General features: G+C 57.3%; 13 protein-coding genes. 2 read left to right on the top strand and 11 right to left on the bottom strand.

The annotated features are described in order from the left end of the window. Positions 1-138: 138 nt before the first annotated feature. Genes C173_RS25705 through C173_RS25725 form a run of 5 tightly spaced genes read right to left on the bottom strand, consistent with a single transcriptional unit; the run spans position 139 to position 4,817 of the window. Positions 139-885, bottom strand: a complete 747-nt coding sequence (locus C173_RS25705) for a GntR family transcriptional regulator (protein ID WP_200869589.1) — start codon at positions 883-885, stop codon at positions 139-141. Beyond that, the gene (locus C173_RS25710; protein ID WP_036730392.1) at positions 872-1,885 is read right to left on the bottom strand and encodes a sugar kinase; all 1,014 of its coding nucleotides are present in this window, start codon (positions 1,883-1,885) and stop codon (positions 872-874) included. Before C173_RS25710 ends, C173_RS25705 begins: the two co-directional genes overlap by 14 nt. Continuing rightward, a complete protein-coding gene (gene dagF, locus C173_RS25715; protein ID WP_036730394.1) occupies positions 1,878-2,633 on the bottom strand; it encodes a 2-dehydro-3-deoxy-phosphogluconate aldolase in 756 nt (251 codons plus the stop codon). The genes C173_RS25710 and dagF overlap by 8 nt, the downstream gene beginning before the upstream one ends. Continuing rightward, complete coding sequence (locus tag C173_RS25720; RefSeq protein WP_036730396.1) at positions 2,633-3,739, bottom strand: DgaE family pyridoxal phosphate-dependent ammonia lyase; 1,107 nt, start codon at positions 3,737-3,739, stop codon at positions 2,633-2,635. The genes dagF and C173_RS25720 overlap by 1 nt, the downstream gene beginning before the upstream one ends. Next, entirely contained in the window at positions 3,717-4,817 is a 1,101-nt protein-coding gene (locus C173_RS25725; protein WP_442792674.1) for an amidohydrolase/deacetylase family metallohydrolase, read from the bottom strand. Before C173_RS25725 ends, C173_RS25720 begins: the two co-directional genes overlap by 23 nt. A 270-nt stretch (positions 4,818-5,087) precedes the next feature. On the opposite strand from C173_RS25725, the gene C173_RS25730 reads away from it, so the two are divergent. Continuing rightward, the gene (locus tag C173_RS25730; protein ID WP_063830956.1) at positions 5,088-7,424 is read left to right on the top strand and encodes a helix-turn-helix domain-containing protein; all 2,337 of its coding nucleotides are present in this window, start codon (positions 5,088-5,090) and stop codon (positions 7,422-7,424) included. 430 nt (positions 7,425-7,854) lie between these two features. On the opposite strand, the gene C173_RS25735 is transcribed toward C173_RS25730, so the two are convergent. The 6 genes from C173_RS25735 to C173_RS25760 form a co-directional block, all read right to left on the bottom strand. Continuing rightward, on the bottom strand, positions 7,855-8,871 hold the full coding sequence (locus tag C173_RS25735) for a glycosidase (protein WP_036730400.1): 1,017 nt from the start codon (positions 8,869-8,871) through the stop codon (positions 7,855-7,857). Positions 8,872-9,107: 236 nt separating this feature from the next. After that, the gene (locus C173_RS25740; protein ID WP_036730402.1) at positions 9,108-12,281 is read right to left on the bottom strand and encodes an alpha-mannosidase; all 3,174 of its coding nucleotides are present in this window, start codon (positions 12,279-12,281) and stop codon (positions 9,108-9,110) included. A gap of 3 nt (positions 12,282-12,284) precedes the next feature. After that, entirely contained in the window at positions 12,285-14,588 is a 2,304-nt protein-coding gene (locus tag C173_RS25745; RefSeq protein WP_036730404.1) for a glycoside hydrolase family 3 N-terminal domain-containing protein, read from the bottom strand. Between the two features lie 29 nt (positions 14,589-14,617). Next, complete coding sequence (locus tag C173_RS25750) at positions 14,618-16,234, bottom strand: extracellular solute-binding protein (protein ID WP_036730406.1); 1,617 nt, start codon at positions 16,232-16,234, stop codon at positions 14,618-14,620. A 37-nt stretch (positions 16,235-16,271) separates the two neighbouring features. Then, entirely contained in the window at positions 16,272-17,183 is a 912-nt protein-coding gene (locus C173_RS25755; RefSeq protein WP_036730407.1) for a carbohydrate ABC transporter permease, read from the bottom strand. 16 nt (positions 17,184-17,199) lie between these two features. Continuing rightward, on the bottom strand, positions 17,200-18,114 hold the full coding sequence (locus tag C173_RS25760; RefSeq protein WP_235192024.1) for an ABC transporter permease: 915 nt from the start codon (positions 18,112-18,114) through the stop codon (positions 17,200-17,202). Between the two features lie 358 nt (positions 18,115-18,472). On the opposite strand from C173_RS25760, the gene C173_RS25765 reads away from it, so the two are divergent. Continuing rightward, complete coding sequence (locus C173_RS25765; RefSeq protein WP_036730409.1) at positions 18,473-21,229, top strand: alpha-mannosidase; 2,757 nt, start codon at positions 18,473-18,475, stop codon at positions 21,227-21,229. Positions 21,230-21,251: the final 22 nt, after the last annotated feature.

Consider the following 21,251-nt stretch of genomic DNA (forward strand, 5'->3'; position numbering starts at 1 on the left):
CTCCTACAGTTCCAAAATTCCCCTCCGCCACTTTCCCTTTCCGTATATTTTCAAGTTCAATCTATATAAGCAAAAATGCTACAGTTACCTACAAGCGAGCTTGTGTGCAACCGTAGCATAGAATGAGAGTGACGAGCCTCAGGTGTCGTAGCTGACCAGATAATGATGGAGCTCCGTATTATAGCTGCCGATGCTGTGTTCGATCAGCCTGCCTTCCCCGTCATAGGAGTTGCGCAGGCGCTTCAGCACAGGCGTCCCCGGCGGAAGCTTCAGCAGCAGGCATACCTCGGGTGGTGCTGACTCGACAAAAAACCGGTCCCTGAAGTTCTCCAGCACGATGTCGTTCTCCTCCAGCGAGTCGTACAGGGACTGGATGTCCGCCCCCAGCTCTGCTGACCCTCCACCCGGCAGGGCTGCTGCCGTCAAGAAGTGCACTAGATGGATATAAGGCTGTCCATCCAGAATATACAGACGTTCAATCCGCTGGCAATACGGCCCGTAGCGGCTGTATTCCTCTGTCCCAGTCTCATTGGTGACCAGACTTGTGCTCAGCAGCTTCTTTTCCAGCTTATGGCCTGCTTCAACCAGCAGCTCTGTGAACCGTTTGCCCTTAGAGAGCTTCTGATAGGCGGTATTGCGCATGACAATGGTTCCGACACCGCTTTTCTTCTGCACATAGCCTTCCTGGGCCAGCTCCTGGACCGCACCTCGGACCGTCATTTTGCTGACACCGAACTCCTTCTCCAGCTGCGGCTCGGAAGGGATAATGCTGCCGAGCGGGTATACCCCGTGCAGAATCCGGTCCTTGAGGATCTTCTGGATCTGCTGGTATAAGGGGCCTTGCTTGCGTTTCAGAGACACCTTACGTTCACTACCTTTCAACATCTGAGGTATGGCCATCCAGCGCGCGGAGCACCTCGCTCTCGGTGAACAACGCTGTATCGCCCGGGATGGTATGGGCCAGCATCGCTGCGGCCGCTGCCATATCCACCGTCTGCTGCTGCGGATAATCCTGCAATTCACCATGAATAATGGCACTGGCATAAGCATCCCCGGCACCGATCCGGTCATACACCGGGAAGGTGAGCTTACGGGAGAACGCGAACGTACCTTGACGGTACAGATATCCTGTGAGGGAATGCGTATTGTCTGCGTTAATCTCACGGTGGGTGCCCGCTGCCGCTGCGATTCCGAAGCGCTCCGCCACAGCGGGCACCGCTTGCTTCAACTGTGTTATTCTATCATAATCTGCCGCTGCGGTGCCAAGAATGTACAGCGCATCCTTCTCGTTCATCAGCACCAGATCGGCAAGCGTAAGCAGCTCTTCGTAATGCGGGCGGGCCTTGGCATAACCCTCCTCGCCCCATAACGCCGGACGGTAGTTACAGTCGAATACCACCCTGCCCCCCGCACGCTTCACCTCTGCCGCAAGCTGCTTCATTTGCCCGCGCACCCTGTCATTCATAGCCAGCGTAATGCCGCATAGATGAAGCACATCCACCCGGGAAACCAGCGCCGCCATATCATACTGATCAGCCTCAGCGGTATTGAAGCTGCTGCCCAGCCGGTCGGTATACGTGACTCTTCCGGGGCGGGCACCGAACCCATTCTCCAGGAAGTACATCCCGAGGTGCTTGCCGCCCCGGCGGATCAGTGACGTATCTACCCCAAGCTTGCGCAGATAAGCGATTGCGGCTTCCCCTACCGGAGTCTCCGGCAAGGTCGTGATTAATGCTCCGTTATGGCCATATCTGGCCAGCGCTGCCGTTACATTTACCCCGCTGCCCGAAAAAGAGTACTCCAGCCTGCTGCTCTGGGCCAGTGTCTCCACCCCCGGAACCTGCAGCCGCATCATCACTTCGCCAAATGCAGCGATTCTAGGCATACCGGTCCACCAGTGATTTCATCGCGCTGAGCAGCGTGCGGACATCCTGGATGTTCGTGTTCCCGGTCTGCGGATCGATGATCGAGGAATAGACATGCGGGATCACCTGCGGTACACCCGCCTGAAGCGCAATCTCCAGAATAGGTGCGAAGTTATCCAGATCGATGCCGCCCGTAGGCTCAAGGGCAAATCCGGCTTCTCCGCAGGCCTTGGCTACCGCACGATACTCTTCTTCCATCTCCAGCCCCTTCATCGGATAATATTTGAGCGCATTGCCGCCCATGTCCCGGACCAGAGCGATGGCAGCATGAACTGGAACGATAGCCTGCGAAGCATTCCCCGAGCTGACCGGTCCGGTGGATATATTGACATAGCCGGGCTGTCCGCATGGCGAGACCAGGCTGTTAATCCAGCTATCCTTCGCTCCCAGATTGGCACGGGTCGCGCCTACAGCCGGAAACACCTGATTGATATGGCTGCCCGCATAGCTTGAAGCAATCTCTGCGACTACCGCCGCCTGGCGGTTGTCCCCGGCTCCAAGCCCGATGGATACGGCGTCCTGAATCACCTGTCCATATTCCGTCATAGCGGCGGATGCTTCCCTGGCGTTGGCGTAATTTTTGGAGAGTACGCCTACCAGAACATGCCCTTCGGCAGCCTCGTAAATATCCTTGGCATTCCCGATACTGCCGGCTAGTACATTCAGTGCCGCTCTGTTCTTATAGAATCGCTCCTGAATCTTGCTCATTATGATCTGCCCCCTATAATCTCATGAATTCTGCTGACAATGACCTGCAGATCATCGCCCTGCAGCGGCCTTGGATCGATATCGAAATACCCTTGCTTCACTCCATAGTCCCGGGTGTACACTGCAATCTCGCCTTCCCGCAGGCGGTCATTGACCTCCCTTGCATCCACGCCCGCAGCAGCGGCATCAATCTGGATGCGTCCCCGGTAAATCGCCCGGCCCGCTTCATCCTGCACGGTGCGGACCGACACTCCGGGAAGACCGGCCAGCGGCTGAAGCGCCTCCAGTGCCTGCTTCTCCTGCTGGCTGTTGTCCGCCTTGTCCTGGTACTCGTCCAGAGCCTTGAGCAATCCGAAGGTCGTCTCTTTGCCGACCTTCATGCTGCGGCCGATCCCGTGCAGTTGCACCTTCAGCCACCCGATGTATTTCTTCCCGCCCGCTACAATGCCTGAAGTTGGACCTTCCACCGCCTTCGAGCCGCTGTAGATGGCCAGATCGGAATACTGGACATACTTCCGCAGATCCTCCTCCGCAGCCGCATCGACAATCATCGGTACTCCCCTGCGCTGTGCCACCTCCCAGGCTTCCTCCACCGAGATCATATTCTTCTGGACCGCATGGTGGGATTTCACATAGAGGATCGCTGCGGTACGTTCACCGATGGCCTGTTCAATATGCTCTGCACGGCCTTCGTTGGCATATCCCGCTTCAACCACCCGGCCGCCGCCGAGGAAAACCATCGTCTCCACCGGCGCTCCATACTGCACATTATGGCCCTTCAGCATAATGATCTCATTCTTCAGCACCTGCTCCTGGTGCAGGCGCAGACTGAGGCGGGGATCTCCAGCGGTCACAATGGCTGCCACCGACAGTGCAATGCCGCTGGAGGCCGAATTCACGACAACAGCCCCTTCCGAGCCGAGCAGGCGGGCGATGTACGCTCCCGATTTGTCCACCAGATCCGCAATCTCCACGTATTGCTGCCCGCCCTGCTTCATTGCCTCCATCACCGAATCTGTTGGCGCAGATACACCAAGGATGCTCATTCTTCCACTGGCATTAATCACACGCTTCAATCCATATTTAGCTTGTAATGAGTGATCCATTGATAAAGACTCCTTTTGCTTCAATATAGTGATTCGCGGTCCGGACATCGCCCTCCGAGTCTATAAGCTGCTTCTCTCCGGCTTCCAGAGCGAACAAAGTCAGGTTGGCCTGCTGCCCTATCCGGATCTGCCCAAGCTCCGGCTTGCCGAGCCACGCTGCGGCGCTGCTTGTGACTGCACGGATCACCTCTTCCAGGTTGTAGCCGAGATAGAGGAATTTGGTCAGTACATCCGCCATACTGTACACTGGACCATTTAGCCGGTTGCCCCGGTAGATGTCTGTGCTGATCGTATTCAGGGCAATCCCGGCCCGCTTGGCCTGCTCCGCCACTTGGAAGGAGAAGCTTGCCGTGCCGTGTCCTACATCCAGCAGGACGCCCCGGGCCACAGCGTCCAGCAGCTCGGGAAGCGGAGTGCCGCCCGCCTGGAACAGATTATTGGCTTTGCCGTTCAGGTAATGGGTAATTACATCGCCTGCCCGCAGCAGCTCCAGCACTTCGGAGATCGCAGGCGGAGCGGAGCCGATATGCACCATGAGCGGGAGCTTCATCTCATCCGATAAGGTACGCGCCAGCTTAAGCGGCTCAATGCCGCTGTCCTTGACGACACTTTGGCTGATGCGTGCCTTCAGGCCGACGATGAATTCCGGGTAGGCTGCCGCCGCTTCCACCGCCCTGGCCCGGTCAATCCACTCCAGCTGCGAGAGCTCATCGGTCCGCGTAAGGCCGATCCTTGAGATATTGAGCAGCGCGAATACCCGTGTATCCGCCAGAAGACTGGCACTATAAAAAGCCCCGATCCGGTCTGCCCCGCAGCTTCCGGCATCCACCACTGTCGTCACTCCCTGCTTCACCCCGATCTCGTCGATCACATCGCCGTAGGGGTCAAGCTCCGGCACAGCATGTACATGCAGATCAATCCATCCGCTGGAGCCGTATAACCCGGAACAGTCCAGCAGGGTCCTGCCTTCTGCCTGGCCCGGCGGGGTAATCGCGGTGATGATCCCATCCTGAATGGAGATATCCACCGTCCGGCCGTCCACCAGCCGCAAATTGCGCAGCACGTTCTCTGTGCCCACTTGTCCCATCTCCTTTTTTCCAAATACAGATTTACAGGGGAATTACAAAAAATGATTAATGACATGAACTCCATACATCCTTATATTTAACAAGTAGTAACGGACATGCCGTCCTCTTAGAAAAATATAAAGCTGCTCACTCCAAAGATTATAATGTTATAATGTTTATAGTAGCACAAGTGTAATCCAGAAGAGAACTGCAATTTCTAAGTCAAGAGGTTCCATCCTAGATTTCTAGTCCGAATATCTTAACACTGGAGGTACTGCTGTATGGCTAATTCCGCACCCAAGCCATCCTTGCTGAACCGGTTCCGGCTGACCTGGAATCATTTCAAGTCAAGGCTGCTGCTGAAATACGCTTTTTCCTATATCCTCATGTTCCTGATCCCGCTCACAGGTGTTACCATCTTCGTCTATGAAAACGCCGTCAAGGGCCTGCGGTTCGAAATTGAACAATCCAATGTCAATCAGCTCAATCAGGTGAAAAGCACCATCGACGGCCGGATGAACGAGCTTCAGGAGATCGCCGGAAGAATCGCCTATGACAAGCATCTGACTCCTTATATGGTCCGGCATCCCTATTACAGTCTGGAGGCGATTCAGGCACTGGCCAATTACAAGGCCAGCAGCAGCATCGCGGAGGATCTGTTCCTCTACTTCCACGGTGATTCCAATATCTATTCTTATCGCGGCCTGGCTGATCTTCATGTCACCTTCGATACCCTCTATCAGTTCGAGCGCTGGACCCCGGAGGAGCTGCGGCGCGACTTGAACGAGACCCGTCAGCCGCTCGTCCGTCCTGCCGAGAATGTGACCGTCAATTCCCGGATGGAGCCGATGCTCGCCATGCTTGTCCCGGTGAAGCCGAATGACCCGTTCCCTTACGGGACGGTCGTCTATCTGATGAAGGAATCCAATCTTACCGGCGTTATGGATTCGGTTCTGAGCGATTTCTCAGGCAGCAGCTATATCTTCGGCCCCTCCGGCGAGGTGCTGACCGCGAACAGCCATGGCGTCAGCTTTCCCCAGAACGAGCTTCAGACCCTATCCGCCCTTGAGCCGGGGATACACAATCTGGAGCTGGACGGGGAACAGTACTCCGTCGTGTCCGTGCAGTCGGAGGAGAATGGCTGGACCTACGTCACCACGATGCCCAGCTTCCAGTTCTTCAGCCGCGTTGCCCATGTCCAGACACTGATTCTGATTGTCTTCTGTATTACAGTCGTTACCGGCATAGCGGCCGCGCTGCTGCTGGCCAAGCGGCAGTATCACCCTATCCGCGATCTGATGGAGTTCGCCAAGCCGAGAGGTAACGGCAATGAGGCTCCGAAGCTGCGCGATGAATGGGAGTCCATCCGGCAGACGCTTCATGACTACAGTGCCCGGATTGATCTCCAGGAGCCTTTTGTCCGCAACCAGTGCATGCTGCTGCTGCTCAAGCACGGCCAGCCGGATGATCCCGAGATTGAACAGATGATCCTGAGCGCAGGCTTCCGGCATCCGCAGGGACAGGGCCTTTACTTCTCGGCCATCCTGTCCTGGGATGATACCGCTCCGGGCGGCAAGTCCTGGCAGGAACGCCATCTGCTGCAGGAGATGCTGAGCAATATCTGCCTGCCGGGCCCGGATGCGCAGATCTTCGGAATTGAATTCTCGGTCAAGGACCAGTTCGCCCTGATCATCTCCCTTCCAGGGGAGGGAGAACTGCCCGTTCAGAGCCGGATGGAGCAGGTGATTGAAGCGATTCAGGATGTGATCCGTGAACACTCGCAGCTTGCGCTGAGTATCGGTGTCGGTATGGCCTACCGTGATCTCGCCCGGCTGAACCAATCTTTCATTGAAGCCGCCGCCGCGCTGGAGCACCGGATGATCCGGCGCAGCGGCCAGGTCACCTACTTCGAGCAGCTTGCGGAGCTGAACCCTGCCGCTGCCGAGAGCTTCTGGATTCCGCGCAAAACCATGCTGAAGCTGGAGCAGAGTCTGAAGCAGGGCAACGAATCGGTAGCGGCCCAGATGATTACCGACACCATTGACACGATCAAGGACGAGCCGCTGCAGGTTCATCTGCTGCGGTGTATCTGCTTCGATCTGCTGAACGCTTTTCTGCGCACCGCCTCCGAGCTTGGTATGGATGAGGTGTTCACCAATATGCCGGAGCTGACCTCCTTCGAGACATTAGAGGAGCTGGAGAGCCGGCTGCTCTCGCTGGCTTCCGCCATTTGCGCGCAGGTCGAGCGGAACACAGAGACCAGTGAGTCTTCCCTGATGGATGACATTCTGGCGTATGTGGACCAGCAATTCGCAGATTACACCCTCAGCCTGGAGCATGTAGCGCTGAAGTTCGCCATCTCGACCTCTTATTTAAGCCGGAGCTTCAAGGAAAAGACCGGCAGCAATTTCTCGCAATATATCTGGCAGCGGCGTGTGGACGAGGTCATCCGGCTGCTGGAGAACACCAGCGCTCCGCTCAAGGAGATTATCGAGCAGGTCGGTTACCTGGATGCGCCCAACTTCATCCGCAAGTTCAAAAAAGAAACCGGTCTGACGCCGGGGCAATACCGCAAGGAACATGCCTTGAAGGGGGCCGCTGCGAAAAGACCGGTTTGATTGGGCGGAGCCTCCGCCCTGTGGCTAGGCTGAACCATGGATAGGCTGAACCTGAAATTGCGATGTCCAAGCAATTATTTATCCGGTGAATAGTTAATAGCCTGAACCCCTGAAATCTGGTGAGCACCCCTATAATCCTGCAACAAATGCAACATTTCCCGTATCGGTTTGGCCCGAATCCGCGATTGTTGCACAAAAGGCAGGATTTCACCTTTTTCAGGCCGCTTAGTAGGCAGATTGTTGAATTCTATGCAACAATCTGCCTGTATACCTGGCTACCTACGAACCGAAGCTGCAAAAAGTGCAACATTTATGTCCTCAATGCCTTATAAAGGAGTTCCCTGGCAGTTGGGAGTAAACCCCTCGCCCGCAGGGGAACCGGGACTGGTTGCTCCACTTCATTGCCTGCTCCGATTTCTGAAGCTGCCGCCTACTCCGCTTCCTTCAGGATATGCTCCACCAGTTCATCCAACGGCACCGTGGCGAGCGCGATCGCTGTGTCCGTTACGCCGTAGTAGATATAGAGCAGACCGTCCTTGACCACATTGCCGGTCGGGAAGATGACATTCGGAATCTGGAAGCCGAATTTCTCGTAATACGTCTCCGGCTCCATAATGAAGTTATGAGTCCGGGCGATGATTTTCTCCGGCTGCTCCAGATCCAGCAGCATCGCTCCTACACGGTAGACGATATCCTCATCTACGCCGTGATAGAGCACCAGCCAGCCCTTGTCTGTACGGATTGGAGGCGTAGAGCCGCCGATCTTCCGCGATTCCCAGGACAGGTTCCCGGCGGTGGCGAGCAGCTTGGGCTCTTCCCAATGCACGAGATCCTCGGAATAGGTAATCCACATGGCGGCTTTCTCCGTGCCGTAAGCCTCGCCCACATATTCTTCGGGGCGGCGGAGCAGCACGAATTTGCCGTTTATTTTCTCAGGAAACAGGATGTTGTCCCGGTCGTTAATGTCCAGCGGCGTGGTGTCCGCGACGAACTCCCAGTCCAGCAGATTGGTTGACTTCAGAATCGAGGAGCGGGTCAGCCAGTGGCCCTCCTCTTCCCCCCAGCCGTCCGGGTAGGCCGGAATGGAGCGCTCAGGGACGCCGCGCCCGGTAGGATAATAGCTCATGGCGCAAGGGCGCAGGGCGTAGTTCAGGTAGAACGTTCCGTCGATCTTCACAATGCGCGGGTCCTGCACACTGCCGTACGGGAAGCCCAGCATATCAGGTGTTACAATCGGCTCATCCTTCACATGGGTGAAGTTCACGCCGTCCTCGCTCTCCAGTAGACCCAGAAAGTTCTTGCACGGAGTCAGGGACCCGGCTGTACGCTCAATCATATAGAACTTGCCGTTATCGATGATAACCGCAGGATTGAACACGGTCACCTTGCGCCACTCATAGCCGCCCGGGACGACAATCGGATTATTGGGATGTCTTGTAATTTGCATGTCTATTCCTCCTGCGAATGATGTTGGTGGTATATAGGAAGCACTGTGGTATACAAGAAACACTTAGGATTTGAACTTGAAGCTTGATCGTCACTGCGGTGAACATTTGGACTTTCGGCCGCTGTTGTGTTTGAATTTCCTGATTATAACCGCTCCTCGCGGTAGAAATCCAAACACAAAGGCGGACGCTACCGCTCCTTCAGTTCCAAATTTCCCCTCCGCTTCTTTGCTTTCTGTTAATTTCTTTCGTGCTTCTTATATAGCTTAAGCGTCTGGACCTCATAAGGCCGGAAGGACAGCGGAATCACACCGCCGGTGGTCTCCACTGAGCCGGTCTTGCTCTCCAGCAGATTGACCCGGCAGGCGCGGACGTCCTCGTCCTGCCAGTCCAGCGTGGCTGTCTCTCTGCTGCCTGCCGCCTCATACAGCCGGACAATCGTGCCGCTGCCGTCCTCGGCAGGCTTGATCGTGTCGAGCATGACGTGCTGGCTCTGGAAGGCAAGCCAGGCATGGGTGCTTGGATAACAGCCGGAATGTGCGGCTTCGCTGACCGCCAGCAGCGGCTCATTCAGCTCCGCCGCTTCCCGTACCACATCGGCCTGCCGCCATTCTCCGCTGTGCGGATAGAGCGAATACGTGAATTCATGCTCCCCCTGGTCGGCATTACGATCCGGCCAGCGCGGGGAACGCAGCAGCGAGAGGCGCAGCACTCCGTCATGGATGTCATAGCCGTATTTGCAGTCGTTCAGCAGGCTGACGCCGTAACCGCCCTCGGACAGATCGGCCCAGCGGTGCCCGCAGACCTCGAATTGCGCCTGCTCCCAGCTGGTGTTGCGGTGGGTCGGGCGCTCCAGTGCGCCGAACGGAATCTCATAGGTAGCCTTCGCGGCCACAATATCGACCGGAAAAGCAACCTTCAGCAGCTTATGCTGCTCCCTCCAGCTTACGCAGGTGCGGAAATCCACTCTGCGGCTGTTTCGGGGCAGGACAATCTCCTGCTCAATCTGCGATTCACCGAGCTGCCAGCGGAACTTCAGCACTGTCTGCACTGGTCCGCTACTGACTACCTCGCGGTCCAGCAGCTTCGCCTTGCCCGCAGGCTGCTGTTCATAGCGCGGGTCTATATCCCAGGCATCCCACAGCGGCGGGGTGTCATGATAGAACTGCAGCTGGTTGCCGGACTGGCCGGGCTGGAGCAGCTCGCGGCCCGCGCTTGTGTCATACCAGCGGCTGATCTCGCCGTCTTCATTAAACTTCAGGATATAATGGTCCGTCTCCCATTGCTCCGGGAAGCCGTCTCCCGCGGCTGAATCAACCTGCCGCTCAAGCCTTACTCCGGCTGGCTCTGCAGCCTCCCGCAGCCAGATCGTCCGGCAGCCGAAGGCCGGAACCTTGCGGACCTGCACAGCCAGCGTGTAGCTGTCCCCGCCAGCCTCGGTGTTCCAGCATTCGCTCGGCAACAGGCCGTCTTCATCGAATACCTGCACCGCTGCCAGCTCAGGACCACCCTCCAGCCGGATGACCTCTGTCCGCTCCCAGCCCAGGCTGTTGAAGACCACATAAGGGCGGCCTTCGCCCGAAGTATTCACCCGGCCTGCCAGAGTGTGCAGAGCGGTGTCCAGCACCTGCCCGCCCAGACGGAAGATCTCAGCGTATTCCTCACGCGAGGTTGTATACACCTCCGGGATGGAAGTCCCCGGAATGATGTCATGGAACTGATTGAGCAGCAGCAGCTTCCAGCCCTCGGCCAGCTCCCCGGGGGGCAGCAGACGCTGCACATCCGGCTGATTCTGCTGCTCCAGCTTCAGAGCACCGTCCTTTTGCGCGAATACACTCCAGATCTCCGCCTGCCGGTATAAGACCTCCGCCTTGCGGTTGCTGCGCTTATTGAAGGCATGGGTCGTGAAGGTGCCCCGGTGCAGCTCCAGATAGAGGTCGCCGTGCCACGCCGGAAGCTCCGGCTGACGCGCACAGATCTCCGAGAAGAACGCTTCGGCCGTAGAGAATCCACTGACCGGCTGGCCCGGCGCGAGATCAGTACGGGCCACATATTCCAGCATCTCATGAGTGACTCCGCCGCCTCCGTCTCCGTGGCCATAGAGCAGCATAAGCTCATCATGCTCTTCCTTCTGGGCGTAGGCCTCCCAGTGCTCCTGCACTTCCTTCGGGTGGGTATGCTCGTTCACCCCATGGTTCTGATAGGCCACGATCTTCGTCCCGTCAATACCAACCCAGTGGAACAGTGTATGCGGGAAGGGATTGGTATCATTCCAGCCCAGCTTGGTGGTCATGAAATAATCGATGCCCGCCTGCTTCAGCAGCTGCGGCAGGGAGGCGCAATAGCCGAAGGTATCCGGCAGCCATTCAATCGTAGAATGCTTGCCGAATTCCTTCATATAGAAGTCCTGCCCGTACAGCATCTGCCGGACCAGCGACTCCCCGCCGGGAATGTTCAGATCCGGCTCTACCCACATGCCGCCGACCAGCTCCCACCGGCCTTCAGCGATCCGCTCCTTGATCCGCCCGTACAGCTCGGGATAATGCTCCTTGGCGAAGGCATAGAGCTGGGGCTGGCTCTGCGAGTACCGGAAGTCCGGGTACTTGTCCATCAGGGTGCAGACGGTGGAGAAGGTCCGGCTGACCTTGCGCACTGTCTCCCGGACCGGCCACAGCCAGGCCACATCAATATGGGACTGGCCGACCATATGCATCGTCCCGGGGTTCAGCCCTGCGGACCGTTCCGCCGCCGCAGCCGACCGTAGCTGCTGTTCCGCCGCAGTCACGGCCTCAGAGTCCAGCAGCAGCTCCTCCTTCATATAGAGCGCGTCCATCACCCGCTCCAGCGCCTTAAGGCTGCGGATGCGGCGCATGTCGCCCTCCGGCAGCAGGAGGGCTGCTTCGTGCACGATTCGCACCGTATGCAGCAGGCTGTATACCGGGCGATTGACACGCACCAGCTTGATTTCAATGCCCGTCAGCGGCGGCTTAATCACCGCCTGCCGGTTCAGCGGGTCCTCCGGCTCAGGCACCGGATCATACAGCTCGATGTCCAGATTCAGCCGTTCACCCGGAGCATAAGACGGCAGCGGAATGAACCAGTGATTGCTGTCCAAGCCATGATACGGCGCTCCGCCCAGCTTCAGGAGGCCTTCCCCGCGTCCCAGATAGAGCAGCGCTGCTTCTTCCGGTCCCCAATCCCCCGGAACCGTAATCTCCCGCTGAAGGAAATACGTAGTACCATACCCGCCATCCAGCCGGGAAATGTTGTACTCCTGATGTAGTTCCTCCTCATGCTCATAGCAGCCCGGAGTGAGGTAACGGGATTTGCGCATCGTCCATTCCGCAAGCTCTATTTTCTCAGCCCACTGCCGCTTGGCCAGCCATCCGGTGAACCGCTCCATTCGCTTCATGACTTAGCCCTCCTCTCTGACCTGGAGCGGCGCGCTCAGATACTCTGCGGAGTGCGGGCCTGCCATCACCGCGAATTCTCCCGGCTCGACGATCCGCGTCAGATCCGCTGATACATATTCCAGCTCCTCCCGGCCTACACGGAACGTTACCGTCTGCGTGTCTCCCGGCTGAAGGCTGATTTTGCGGAAGCCCTTCAGCTGCTTCTCGGGCCGGGTAATGGAGGAGACCAAGTCGGAGATATAGAGCTGTACCACCTCACTGCCCGCCCGGTCACCCCTATTAGTCACATCCACGGAGACAAGCGCTTCTTCATCCGCAGAGATTACAGGAGGTTCCACCTTCAGGTTGCTGTACCCGAATTCAGTGAAGCTAAGACCATAGCCGAAGGGATATTCGGCGTGGAAGTCTGTCTCCAGATACCGTTTGCCTCTCGTCCGCCGCTTATAGTAATACACAGGAAGCTGGCCGACATGCTTCGGAACGCTGATCGTCAGCCGCCCCGAAGGATTCACCTCGCCGAACAGGATATCGGCAATTGCATGTCCGCCCTCCTGGCCCGGATACCACGCCTCCAGAATGGCGTCGGCGTGCTCTACAATCCAAGGCTCGGCAATCGGGCGGCCGTTGATATAGACCACAATCAGCGGCTTACCCAGCTTGTGAAGCTCCTGCGCCAGCTCAAGCTGCACACCCATCAGATTCAATGTGGACCGGTCGATGCCCTCCCCGCATTCCATGTCGCTCCAGGAATGCTCCGTCACGACAGAAGCGCCGGTGAGCAGATCAATTGTCCCCTCACCGAAGTCCCTGGCGCTGGAGCCGCCAATGGCCAGCACCACCGCATCGGCTTCAGCCGCACAGGCCAGCGCAGGGGCAAAGCCTTCGCGGGAATCGCCCTTGATCCGGCAGCCGGGTGCGTACTGGACCTTGTCCGCTTCGCCGCCCAGCGCCTGCCGGATGCCGTCCAGCACGGTAACAATCGCGCCGGCGGGCTGTGGCGAGGTGTAGTCGCCTAGCTGGTTGTACGGCGCATGCGCATTGGGACCGATTACGGCAAGCTTGCGAATCTCCTTGCTTAGCGGCAGCGCTGCGTTCTCATTCTTCAGCATGATGATGCTCTCACCGGCGATACGCCGCGCCAGCTCCCGGTGCTCCGGCTTGCCGATGATTCTCTCAGCCTGCTCAGGATCGGCATAGGGACGGTCGAACAACCCGAGCTTGAACTTCAGCTCCAGAATCCGTGCCGCCGCGCGGTCCAGATCGGATTCCTGCAGCCGTCCATGCGTGATAGCAGCCGTGATATGCTGCTCGAACATCTCGCCCGACATCTCCATATCGATGCCGGCCAGCAGTGCCTGGGCTACAGCCGTTTCTCCGCTATCTGCGGTGTTATGACCATTCGTCAGCATGCCCAGCGCTCCGCAGTCCGTGATTACGAACCCTTCGAAGCCCCACTGCTCCCGCAATACATCCTGCAAAAGATAACGGTTCGTCGTACAAGGTACGCCGTCAATCTCGTTGTACGCTGTCATAATGGACAGCGCTCCGGCCTCTACCGCCTTACGGAACGGCAGCAGATCGACCTCATGCAGCTCGCGCAGTCCCATATGCACGGGCGCAGAGTTCCGCCCGCCTTCCGAGCTGCCGTAGGCGGCGAAGTGCTTCAAGGTGGCCAGCACGGAATCCTCCGCGTCCAGCCGCTCCCCCTGCAAGCCCTTCACGGCCTCCACACCCATCGCCGCAATCAGGAACGGGTCTTCGCCGAAGGTCTCCTCCGTCCGGCCCCAGCGCGGATCACGCACCACATCAAGCACCGGCGAGTAGGTCGCCGCCCCGCCCTGGCTGCGGGTCTCCAGCGCCACCACCCGGCACATCTCCCGGTACAGCTCCGGGTTCCACATACTGCCCAGAGCCAGCGGAACCGGAAATACGGTTGCGCCGATTGCCATATGCCCGTGGGAGCATTCTTCGCCGAACAGAATCGGAATCCCGAGCCGGCTCTCCTGCATGGCGTAAGCCTGAATTGCATTAACAGCCTCCGCCCCCTCCTTCGGGGACAGGCCGGTCTCCAGCGTGACCCCGGTCCACGGGTCGGCACGCAGCGTCCCATACAGGGAGCCGACACCTCCGGCGGCAACCTGACGCTTGAAGGCTTCCGTCATGCCTGTTGTTCCGTCCTCGTGCTTCTCATAGCACTGCCAGCCGAAAGGCTGGACTAATTGTCCAGCCTTCTCTCCAAGCGTCATGCGCTGCAGCAGGTCCTGTACCCGATCTGCCACAGGGCGCGCTTTATCCTTATAGATCATTTTTACAGCACCTTTCTGCCGGGCCTGATTTAGTTGGTTTTCCAGCGGTCATACGCAGCCTGATTGATCTCGGCTACACGCTCGCCGCCCATTTTCTTGACAGTGGCCACATAGTTATCCCAGCCGGTCAGCGGCTCGGCTCCGGTAATGAACTTCGCTTCCATCTGCTTCACATAGGTGCTCAGATCCGAATTCAGACTGCTGATTTCCGTCTGCTCTTCCACCGTGAGGAACAGGGCCGGGAACGGAATGCGTGCGCCTTTATCCAGCAGCTTCTGCTTAGTCTCCTGCTCTACCCAGAGGTCAAAGTCCGTCTTCAGCCCCTTGTTGATATCATCCATGGACAGGGTTGGGGCAGGAATACCGTAGTTCGGCGTCAAGGTGGCCCGGAAATCTTCCATTTCCTTGCCGTCCGGTACAGGCAGGTATTGCTTCACACGGTTGTCTTTGTCGGTGTACTCCCAGAGTGTACCCTCCGGCCCTTTGTTGAAGAACAAAGCTCCTTCATAGGAATAGAGGTAATCCACCCAGCGGAGCGAGGCTTCCGGTGCAGGATTGCTGTTCGTAATGGCGAATGCGCCTGTCGTAATTCCTCTGTTCTTGGCAATCGCTGGAGCGGACACCGATTCACTGCGCACAGGGGCGAACATCGGATCTGACGTGGACGGCTCTCCACCCTTCGTCATATAAGCGTGCCAGTCGGAAAAGAGCGCCACGCGGTTATTCTGCGCCTTGGCCTTCTTCTGCTCCGCCGTCTGCGAGAAGCTCTCATGATCCAGCAGCTCCTCGGACCACAGGCGGTTCATATACGTCAGATACTCCTTATAGCCTTCTTCGAGCGGTGTATAGTGGACCTTATCCGCATCGTCTACATAGATTTCTTCTTCATAGATGCCAAAAGCGCCCAGCAGCCAGGTGCGGATATCGCGGAGGTTCGCGGCCGTTGTCGTCACTGAAGAGATCGGAATTTCATCGGCGGTTCCGTTGCCGTTCGGATCTTCCTCCTTCACGCGCTTCAGGTAGGTGTACAGCTCCTCGGTCGTTTCCGGCAGCTTATCGATGTTCAGCGCCTTCAGGAAGTCGCCGTTATACCACATCGGGTTGCGGTACCAGTGCTGGCTCATTTCCACCACCGGCAGGGAGTAGATATGACCGTCCGGGGCGGTAATCGATTTGCGCACATCCGGGTTCTGCTCCAACAGCGCCTTGAAGTTCGGGGCATACTCTTCGATCAGGTCCTCCAGCGGGATCAGAATCCCCTGTTCGCCGTAATTCATCTGCTCGGCAGTCGTCAGACCGGCAGCATAGAAGATATCCGGGTAATCGCCGCTGGCGAACACCAGATTCTTTTTGGTATCGAAGCTGTCCTTCGGCGCATTTTTATATTCCATCGTAATCCCGGTCTTCTCCTTCATCTGCTGGAGCACCGGCATGTTCTCCCAGTTCTGGATGCCCACATCCGGGGCCATCATGGACAGAGTGATCGGCTCACTCACAATCGGGAAGCCTTCTTTGTTCACTGTAGCCTCTCCGGTACCCTTGTCCGTTTTACCTTCATTTGCCCCCGAGCTGCCGCAGCCTGCCAGCAGTCCAACAATCACAGCTGATGACAGCAGAATCTTCCATGGTTTACGTGTGATCTGCATTAATAATTCCTCCCTTAGGTTCATTACATTTTAACCTTTAGCCTTTCACAGAGCCAATCATGACCCCTTGCACAAAATAACGCTGCAGGAACGGGTAGACCGCTACAATCGGCAGTGTCGACACAACGATGACGCCATATTTGACCAGCGATGCTGTCTCTGCCTTATTATTCATGGCCATAGCTACCTCGCCGTTGATCGCAGCGCCTGTAGTTTCGGCCGACATTTCCTGCAGGACCAGAATCTGGCGCAGCACCATCTGCAGCGGATATTTGGCTTCATCATTCAAATAGATCAGGGACGGGAAGTAACTGTTCCAGTGTCCAACCCCGTAGAACAAGGCCATCACGGCGACAATCGGCGCAGACAGCGGCAGGATGATGCGGATGAACAGCTTCAGATTCGTACAGCCGTCGATGTGGGCCGCTTCCTGTAATTCTTTTGGAATGGTGGACTGGAAAAAGGTGCGGGCGACCACGATGTTCCACACCGATGCGGCCACCGGCAGGATCAACGCCCCCATGCTGTTAATGAGGCCAAGGTTCTTGACGAGCAGATACGTCGGCACCAGCCCGCCGCTGAAGAACATCGTGAACAGAATGAGGCCCATGAACAGCTGGCGTCCGACAAAATCAGACCGGCTGAGCGCATACGCAGCAGGCAGTGTAACCGCTAGATTCAGCAGAGTGCCCACCGCTGTGTAGATGACGGTATTGAGATATCCGTTCCAGATCTTCGGGTTCTCGAACACCAGCTTGTAGCCGTCCAGCGTCACATTCTTCGGGAACAGCCACATCGCGCCCGAATTGACATCCTGCGGCGAACTGATGGACGCGCTGAGGATGTAGATCAGCGGATAGAGGACCACTACCAGCGCAAGGCACAGATAGATGTAGGTGCTGATCAGAAACAGCTTATCTCCCCTGGATTCTTTCATCGCAGTAACCATAGACTTCAACTCCTTTCTACCAGAGGCTGTTCTCACTGGTGCGTTTGGCAATCCGGTTCACGGTAACGAGCAGTATTACATTGACTACCGAGTTGAACAATCCGACAGCCGTCGAGAAGCTGTACTGGGCGTTCACCAGACCGGCGCGGTAGACATAGGTGGATATGACATCGGAGGCTTCCATGTTAAGCGAATTCTGCAGCAGCAGGATTTTCTCGAAGCCCAGGCCCAGAATGTTACCCATGTTCAGAATCAGCATGATCGTAATCGTGGGTATAATCGTCGGCAGGTTGATATGCAGCACCCGCTTGATCCGGCTCGCTCCATCCACGATGGCCGCTTCATGCAGCTGGGGATCTACGCCGGACAGCGCTGCGAGATAGATAATCGTCCCCCACCCGGTGCTCTGCCAGACGCCTGAGAAGACGTACACCGTCTTGAACCAGGCAGGATCGGTCAGGAACTGCGCGGGCTGGAAGCCCAGGAATTCAATCGCCCGGACAATCATTCCGCTGGAGGGCGACAGGAAGGTAATAATCATCCCCGCCATGACGACCACTGAAATGAAATGCGGCGCATAGGTAACCGTCTGGACCGACTTCTTGAACGGGCCGTTGCGGACCTCATTGAAGGCCAGGGCCAGAATGATCGGCAGCGGGAACCCGATGGCAAGCTCATAGAAGCTGATGCTGAATGTGTTCCACAGCAGATCCCAGAAGAAATAAGAATTGAAGAACCGTTCGAAATGGTCGAAGCCTACCCAGTCGCTGCCCGTAATTCCTTTAGAAGGTACGAAGTTTTTGAAGGCAATCTGAATGCCGTACATCGGACCATAATGAAAGATGAAGAAATACAGTAACGCGGGAAGCATGAACAGATAGAGCTCCCAATTCTGCCAGATTCGTTTGCCAAGGGACTTGTTCCCCTTCATTCTCCCACTCCTCTCTATGTTAGTTTTCATTACACATAAATCTGTATCCGCTTCGCATTCTTGCAATGGCCTTGCCTGCTAACGCTTACATCCCAAATTGTAGTGAAACTAAGCTGACACCGTAAATATGTAGGTTGTGCATTGTCATGTTAACGGAGTGTAAAACCGCGCTGTTACGGGGCTTACGGGCTTAATAGCTTGTATGTGCCGCCGCTGGCTGTCTGCCGTAAATGTGTGAATTATGAACCCTTCTCCCCCCTGCAAAAGTTACATATTGTGATCCCCGGGCAGGTATGCAAACATTTGCTACGAATGCCGACACTACAACACCCTACTGAAGATATAGGAGGTTTCTGTCATGACCCGTACAACTGCCCACCTGATCTCACACACCCATTGGGACCGGGAATGGTATATGCCTTATGAGCGTCACCATGTTCTGCTGGCGAAGCTGATGAACGAGCTGCTGGAGACGCTGGAGCAGGACGAGCGCTACCGGTATTTCCACCTGGACGGACAGACCATTATTATTGAAGATTATTTGCAGGTGCATCCTGAGAAAAGAGAGCAGCTAGAGCGGTTCATCCGCGAAGGCCGGATTGTCATCGGTCCCTGGTATGTGCTCCAGGATGAATTCCTGACCAGCTCCGAGGCCAATGTGCGCAATCTGCTGATCGGCCATCAGGACGCCGCGAAATATGGCGTGATCTCGAAGCTCGGGTACTTCCCCGATTCCTTCGGCAATATGGGCCAAGCCCCGCAGCTGCTCAAGCAAGCTGACATCGAGACTGCGGTGTTCGGCCGCGGCGTGAAGCCGACAGGCTTCGATAACATGGTCGGCGAGCTGAACAGCACCAGCTATGAGTCGCCTTACTCCGAGATGTACTGGGAATCCCCGGATGGCTCAGTTGTGCTTGGACTACTGTTTGCGAATTGGTACAGCAACGGCAATGAGGTGCCGGTGGATGCAGAGGAAGCCAAGGTCTTCTGGGACCGAAAAATCGCGGATGCCAGCAAATACGCCTCCACCCCGGAGCTGCTGTTCATGAACGGCTGTGATCATCAGCCGGTGCAGCGTGATCTCGCGGATGCGCTGGAGACAGCCCGGAAGCTCTACCCGGACACGGACTTCGTCCATTCCAGCTTCGAGCAATACCTGAAGGCGCTGGCCCCTTCGCTGCCCGAGGATCTGGTTACCGTGCACGGCGAGCTGCGCAGCCAGCATACGGACGGCTGGGGGACGCTGGTGAATACCGCTTCCGCCCGCATCTATCTGAAGCAGCTTAACCAGCAGGGCCAGACGCTGCTGGAGAAGGGCGCAGAGCCGCTGGCGGCACTCGCTTATCTGGTCAGCGGGCAGGCCTACCCCCATGCCCTGCTGACCTACGCCTGGAAGACTCTGATGCAGAACCACCCGCATGACAGCATCTGCGGCTGCAGTGTGGATGAGGTCCACCGCGAGATGATTACACGTTTCGAGAAGAGCCGCCATGTCGGCGAAGCTATTATTGAAGAGAGTCTGAAGGCGGTATCCGCACAGATTGGAACCCGGAATGTTGCAGCCTGGGGCGAATCGGCCCGGCCAGTGACGGTGTTCAATACTACCGGCTGGGAGCGCAGCGGAACAGTAAGCGTGGAGGTGATCTTCGCCAAGCGTTACTTTAAGGAAGGGCCGAATCCGGCGGCGATTGCCGAAGCGCTGGATCAGCTTCCGCTTGAGCTTTCGCGCGGGCGGCTAGTGGACGCTGAAGGGCAGACCGTGGCTTGCCGTGCGGAGGATCTGGGTACCCGGTTCGGCTATGAGCTGCCGGACGACCAGTTCCGCAAGCCTTATATGGCCCGGATGGTCCGGCTGACCTTCGAGGCCGCGCAGGTGCCGCCGTTAGGCTACAGCACTTACGCCTGGGTAGAGTCGGCGGGCGAATCCGCCGGGGGGGCTGCTGAGGGTCCGCTTAAACTGCTGGATCGTGGGATGGAGAATGAATTCCTGGCTGTCCGTATCCGGGAGGATGGCTCTTATGATGTGACGGACAAGCGCACCGGCCGCAGCTTCACCGGACTCGGCGTCTATGAGAACTGCGGTGATATCGGCAATGAATATGTGTTCCGCCAGCCCGAGGGCGATGCTGCACTGACGACCAAGGGCCTTGCCGCCCGGATCTCGATGGCTGAGCATGAGCCTTACCGCATCACGTATGAAATCGTGCATGAATGGGCGATTCCCGCTTCCGCCGATGCTTCGTTCGAAGATGAGAAGCGCAGAATGGTGCCGTTCCGGCAACGCAAGGCCGGGCGCTCTGCGGAGCAGGTGCCACTGCGGATCGTGACCCGGATCAGCCTGGAGACCAGCGGGACCGGCGTTCAGATCTCTGCCACGTTCAATAATCAGGCTAAGGACCACCGGCTGCGTGTGCTTATCCCTACCGGGCTGGCGGCGTCCACCCTGCGGGCCGATTCGATCTTCGAAGCTGCTGAACGCGAGATTGAGCCAGCAGCGGACTGGATCAATCCGAGCAATGCCCAGCACCAGCAGGCTTATGTCAGCGTGTCAGACGGCAGCGCCGGACTGCTGGTGGCCAACCAAGGGCTGAACGAATACGAGGTGCTGCGGGACGGCAGGAATACGATTGCCGTTACCCTGCTGCGCAGCGTATCGGAGCTGGGGGACTGGGGCGTGTTCCCTACACCGGAAGCCCAGTGCCTGGGCGAACAGACCGTGGAATTCGCGGTCCGTCCCTTCGCCGGGGATGCGAATTGGACGGAGGCTTGTGCCTGGGCCTATCAGTACCAGGTCCCTTGGTTCACGGTTCAGACCGGCTGGCAGGAAGGCTCCCTCCCTGCGGTCTATCAGCCGCTGGAGTGGCAGGGCCATACCCTGGCACTGTCTGCCTGCAAAATGTCCGCAGACCATGAGGACATTATTCTGCGCTGGTACAATCTGGCGGGAGTAGAGCAGGAGCTTGCGCTGACGCCGCATTTTCCGGTGAAGGCTGTCTATGCCAGTGATATTCTGGAACGGCGCAAACAGCGGGAAGCCCTGGATGAAGGCACTCTCCGCCGCTCTGTCGGTAAAGCTCAAATCGTCACCTATGCCCTGCAAACCGTACAACCCTAAATTGACTATGCCAGGAGGAGTT

It is taken from the genome of Paenibacillus sp. FSL R7-277, assembly GCF_000517965.1.
GTDB lineage: Bacteria > Bacillota > Bacilli > Paenibacillales > Paenibacillaceae > Paenibacillus_AQ > Paenibacillus_AQ silagei.